This is a genomic window from Peptidiphaga sp. (assembly GCF_057238965.1).
Map to the genome: position 1 here is coordinate 1 of NZ_DBHHEV010000099.1, position 5661 is coordinate 5661.

The 5661-nt window shown below is 63.4% G+C and carries 3 protein-coding genes; 1 reads left to right on the forward strand and 2 read right to left on the reverse strand.

Annotation, left to right across the window (positions count from 1 at the left end; all coding sequences use genetic code 11):
• Positions 1–371: 371 nt before the first annotated feature.
• Positions 372–2738, reverse strand: a complete 2367-nt coding sequence (locus ACO48X_RS09860) for a glycogen/starch/alpha-glucan phosphorylase (protein ID WP_485001918.1) — start codon at positions 2736–2738, stop codon at positions 372–374.
• A gap of 261 nt (positions 2739–2999) precedes the next feature.
• Here ACO48X_RS09860 and ACO48X_RS09865 point away from each other — a divergent pair, with 261 nt between their 5' ends.
• On the forward strand, positions 3000–4280 hold the full coding sequence (locus ACO48X_RS09865; RefSeq protein WP_485001919.1) for an adenylosuccinate synthase: 1281 nt from the start codon (positions 3000–3002) through the stop codon (positions 4278–4280).
• A gap of 120 nt (positions 4281–4400) precedes the next feature.
• On the opposite strand, the gene ACO48X_RS09870 is transcribed toward ACO48X_RS09865, so the two are convergent.
• Positions 4401–5661, reverse strand: a 1261-nt coding sequence (locus tag ACO48X_RS09870) for a hypothetical protein (RefSeq protein WP_485001920.1), incomplete at its 5' end; no start/stop codon positions are given.

Genomic DNA, 5661 nt, shown 5'->3' on the forward strand with positions numbered 1-5661 from the left:
GTGCGACGCATGAATGCCCTCCGGTGGACAAACCGGCGAGACAGTCCCGCCGTCGGGGTGTGCGTTGCTCGGTGAGAGCCGAGCGTACCCATTTTCTATCACAAGTGGAGGCGGTTATGAAAACTGTTGCACAAACGTTACAGAAACGGAGGTCTCTTTTAGGGGAAAAGGTGCGGAAAAGATTCGCAAGATCGCGCAAGACGCAGCAGAGACGGCGAAAAGTACGTGATCTCATGAGTCGCTTCCAGTGCTCATCATGAGATCACGTACGCGTCAGAAAAGGCACCGGCGTCGTCCGGCTAATCCGAGACGTTCTGGGCAGCAGGCTGCTCGATTCCGGAAGGGTCAGACGGACTACGGTTCGAGAACGCTCAGATGGACTTCGGTTCGATCTTCCAGACGTCGCGGGCGTAGTCGCCGATCGTCCTGTCGGAGCTGAAAATGCCCGAACGGCAGATGTTGACCCAGCACTTGCGCGCCCATTCCTTGCGGTCGCGGTAATCCTCGGCCATGCGGTCGCGGGCTTCGCGATAGGACGCAAAGTCGCCCAGCAGATAGTAGGTGTCGGGTTTGTCCCACGACGAGCCGTCGATCAGCGAGGCCCGCAGATCGTGGAAGTCGCCGGATCCTCCATCGTCAAGGGTGCCGTCGACGAAGGCGTCCATGACGCGCTTGAGCCCCGGGATCGTCTCGTAGTGGTGGCGGGGGTCGTAGTTGCGGCGAAGCTCGGGGAGCTCCTCCTCGCGAGCCCCGAAGATGTAGGCGTTGTCCTCGCCGACGGCATCGGCGATTTCCACGTTGGCGCCGTCGAGTGTGCCGAGCGTGAGGGCTCCGTTCATCATGAACTTCATGTTCGACGTTCCCGAGGCTTCTTTTCCTGCCATCGAGATCTGCTCGGAGACGTCGGCGGCGGGGATGATGTACTCGGCGGGCGTCACGTTATAGTTCTCGACGAAAACGACGCGGATGAGGTCCTTCGTGTCGGGGTCGTTGTTGACGACGCGGCCGACTTCGTTGATGAACTTGATAATGGCCTTCGCCCGCTTGTATCCGGGGGCGGCCTTGGCGCCGAAGATGAAGACGCGCGGGACGACGTCCATGCCGGGGTCGGTCTTGATCCGGTAGTACAGATCGAGGATGTACATGGCGTTGAGAAGCTGGCGCTTGTACTCGTGCAGCCGCTTGATCTGCACGTCGTAGACGGCGTCGATCGGAATCGAGTCGCCCTGGCGCTTTTCCAGCCATTCGGCGAAACGCACCTTGTTCTCGCGCTTGATCTCGTTGAGGCGCTCATACAGCGCGTCGTCGCCCTTGGCCTCGAGGTCGAGAAGCTTTGAGAGGTCGCGAACCCAGGCGTCGGAGCCGAGCTTCTCGGTCAGCAGCGCGGCCAAGCCCGGGTTGCAGGCATTGAGCCAGCGGCGTTGCGTCACGCCGTTCGTCTTGTTGTTGAACTTCTCGGGCCAGATGTCGTGCCAGTCGTGGAGGGTGTCGCGCTTGAGGATGTCGGTGTGGATTGCCGCGACGCCGTTGATCGAATACGACGCATAACAGGCGATCCACGCCATGTGCACGCGCCCTCCGGAGAGCGGAGCCATGTAGTCGATCTTCCCCTGGTCGCAGCCCTTGTCGGCGAGCTCGATGCGGAACCGGCGGTCGATTTCGGCGACGATCTCCATGATGCGCGGGAAGATTTGCTGGAAAATCGAGGTCTCCCACGTCTCCAGGGCCTCGGCGAGAACCGTGTGGTTGGTGTAGGCGAAGGTGCTTTGCACGACTTTCCACGCGTCTTCCCACGACATGCCGTGCTCGTCCAGCAGCAGGCGCATGAGTTCGGGAATGGCCAGCACCGGATGCGTGTCGTTGAGCTGGATCGAGTTGTACTTGCCGAAGTCGCGCAGGTCCTCTCCGTGGTTTCGGATGTAGGTGTCGATCATTGTCTGCAACGACGCCGAAACGAAGAAGTACTGCTGGCGCACGCGCAGGACCTTGCCCTCGTAGGTCGTGTCGTTCGGGTAAAGGACGCGGCACAGGTCGGCCACGCGCTCGCGCTCGATGATCGCGTCGGTGAAACGCTGGGAGTTGAAGGCGTCGTAGTCGAATTCCTCGATGGGCTCGGACTTCCACAGGCGAAGCGTGTTGACGTTCTTCGTCCCGTAGCCGGTGATCGGCATGTCGTAGGGCACCGCGCGCACATGCATGTCAGCGAAATGGACGTATTTGGAGGCTTCTTCGTGGCGGATGACGAAGGGGTAGCCCTCCTCCATCCAGGGGTCGGGATGCTCGTTCTGGAAGCCGTCGTCGATCGTCTGCTTGAAGAGCCCGTAGCGGTAGAGGATTCCGTAGCCCGTCACCGGGAGGTCCATCGTCGCGCAGGAATCCAGGAAACATGCGGCCAGGCGGCCCAGGCCTCCGTTGCCCAGGGCTGCGTCGGATTCGGCCTCGAGGATGTCGCTGAGGCTCTGGCCGTGGGCTTCAAGGGCGGCGCGGGCGTCGTCGAGCATGCCCAAATTGACGAGGTTGTTGAGCAGTGCGCGGCCTTCGAGGAACTCCGCGGAAAAGTAGGCTGCTTGCCTGCCGGGCTCGTAGGCGCGGTAAGTTGCGTGCCAGGCGTCCGCGATGCGTTCGACGACGAGGCTCGAAAGGCCCGTCCAGAACTCCATCTCGGTCGAGTTTCGGGTGGTTTTGCCGGAGGCGGCGCGGACGAATGCGGCCAATGGCTGCGTCAGATCGGTCGACATGATTCTCCTTGCGAACTTAAAGGACGCTGTGAGCTCCGGCCGATGGCTGGCGCCGGGCAATGGCGGTGACACCGGGCAGGCGTCGTCGCGTCATGCACGTCACATCAAGACTACAGGGTGCCGGGCGGAAAATGCTCGCCCACTTTTGTGGCAAATGCGACGATCGCGCCGGGGCGGACCGTGCACGGCGGGCGGTCATTGCCTATGCTTGGGACGTAAAGCGGGTATCCCTTTACATGGTTTGAGGCAAACGGAGGAAGTATGCCCGCAATCGTAATTCTCGGAGCGCAATGGGGCGACGAGGGCAAAGGGAAGGCAACCGATCAGCTCGGAACGGCGGCGCGGTGCGTCGTCAAGTTCAACGGGGGCAACAACGCCGGCCACACGGTGGTGGTCGATGGGGAGAAGTTCGCGCTGCATCTGCTTCCCTCGGGGATTCTTTCGCCCGGATGCGTTCCCGTCATCGGCAACGGGGTGGTTGTGGACCTCGGCGTTCTCTTCCAGGAGATCGCGGAGCTTGAATCGCGGGGAATCGACGTCGCCAAGCTGCGGATTTCAGCCAATGCGCATGTCATCACCCCCTTTTGCAAGGTCCTCGACGCGCTTAGCGAGCGAAGTCTGGGGCCGCGCAAGATAGGCACGACGGGGAGGGGGATCGGCCCAGCTTACGCGGACAAGGCGTCGCGTTTGGGCATTCGCATCCAAGACGTTTTCGACCGCGAGCTTTTGCGCGAGCGCGTGGGCGCCGCCGTCGAACAGAAGCGGGCCCTGCTGGAAAGCGCGGGTGAGGAGATCGACGTCGAAGCCGTCGTCGCCGAGCTTTCCGGCTACGCCGAACGGCTGCGCCCAATGGTCGGCGACGTCGGACGCGAGGTCAATGCCGCCCTCGACGCCGGAGAGACGGTGGTCTTCGAGGGCGGGCAATCGACGATGCTCGACATCGACCACGGCACCTACCCGTTCGTGACGTCGTCGAACGCGACGGCCGGCGGGGCCTGCACGGGGACGGGCGTGGGGCCTGCGCGCATCGACCGCGTTGTGGGGATCGCCAAAGCGTATGTCACCCGCGTGGGCGAGGGCCCTTTCCCGACGGAGCTCCTCGACGAGGCGGGGGAGCGGCTTCGGCTTGGCGGCGGCGAATTCGGGACGACGACGGGGCGCCCGCGCCGTTGCGGATGGTTCGACGTTCCGGTGGCCCGTTACGCGACCAGAGTCAACGGGCTGACAGATCTGGTCTTGACAAAGCTTGATGTTTTGGGCGGTTTCGGGGAGATCCCCGTATGCGTGGCCTACGAGATCGATGGCGTGCGCGCCGACGACGTCCCCGTCACTCAAGCCGAATTTGCGCGAGCCAAGCCGGTCTACGAGATGTTTCCCGGATGGGACGAGGACGTCTCCTCCTGCCGCGGTTTTCGAGACCTGCCTGCCGAAGCCCAAGATTACGTTTCGGCCCTCGAGGGCCTGTCGGGCTGCCCGATTTCACTCATCGGAGTGGGTCCCGGGCGCGACCAGACGATCGTTCGCCGAAGCCTGCTTTCTTAGAGGGCTTTTGAGGGCTTCAAAAGGCCGCTGGAAGGGCCGTCAAGGAGGCATGTCGACGAAAGGGGCGTTCACCCGATCGGGTGAACGCCCCTTCGAGTCGGGGTCTAGAGAGAGCCGGGCCTAGAGAACCCTGGTCGGCGGGATGCTCAGGGGGACTGTAAGTCCATCCCGCGTGCCTGGCGAGGGGGAATCTGAGGGAGAAAGCGACAGGGGCGTCGTTTCAGCGCTGTGAGTGCTCGGCAAGGGCGGGGTCTGAGTGCTTGGAGTCGCCGTGGCCGGCGCACTTTCACTCGGGGGAAGCGAGAGCGCCGGGCTTCCGGCGACCGAGGGCGTCCGGCTCGCGGCAGCCGAAGCTTGCAAGGCGTTCCCCGCTTCCGCTTGGCCTGCCGATTGCGCCGACAGCGGCCCTGAGAAAGATTCGCCTGAATAGTGGCCTTGGTACTGCTGGCCGCTGTCCAACCCGGTGTGCCCGCCGGGGCCGGGGTATCCGCCGCCGGGGCCGGAGTAGTTTCCGCCGCCCGGGAATCCCTCGCCCGGGCCGGAATATCCGCCGGGGCTCGGGTATCCTCCGCCAGCGCCGGGGTAGTTTCCGCCGCCGGGGCCGGGGAAGCCGCCTGAACCCGGGAAGCCGCCGCCGGGGCCGGGGAAGCCCCCGGGGCCGGGGTAGCCGTCTGGGCCGGGGAAGCCGCCGTCGGACTTCCTCCGGGTGGCGAGGAGGACGATTGCGACGACGGCCACAAGAGCGCCGCCCCCAATGGCGAACCACGCCCACATCGGCATGCCTTCGTCTTTCTTGGGCGACGCCCATGGCGTCGGCGTATCGTCCGGGGTCGTTTCAGGCGAGGTTGACTTGGCGGTTGTCGGCGATTCGGAGGGGCTTTCCGACTCGTCGTCCGTGGCGCCTATGTCTCCCAACTTGCCTCCGGCAGTGGCGCTTATGCCTTTCTTCGCGGTGTCGTAGCTTTCCCACTCCGCCGTGTTTCCATTGACTTTTCCTCCTTTGCTCACATCTGTGACCTCGGAGGGGAGGGTGATGCCGATCTTGAATTTGAGGTCGCTCATTCTCGAACGCACCGGGCTCTTGAGCTGACCGTCCATTGCCTCCCAGAATGCTCGGGGAACGGTGATGGTTACGTGCCCTTCGTCGTCCTTTTCGGCCAGGGTCTTCAGGAAGGGGCCGTCTTTGAACGTGAGCTTGCAGCCCATGCCCTTCGCACCGGGAACCGATTCGATGACGGGGGTGCCATAGGTCGATTTTAGGGCCTCCATTTGCGAGGCCAGAGCCTGGCAGTCTCCGACCTTTGTCGAGGGGTCCTCGGTGTCGAACGCTATGCTCAAGGCGGTGCTTCCGTCTTCGCCGACTGTGATGTTTGTATCGACT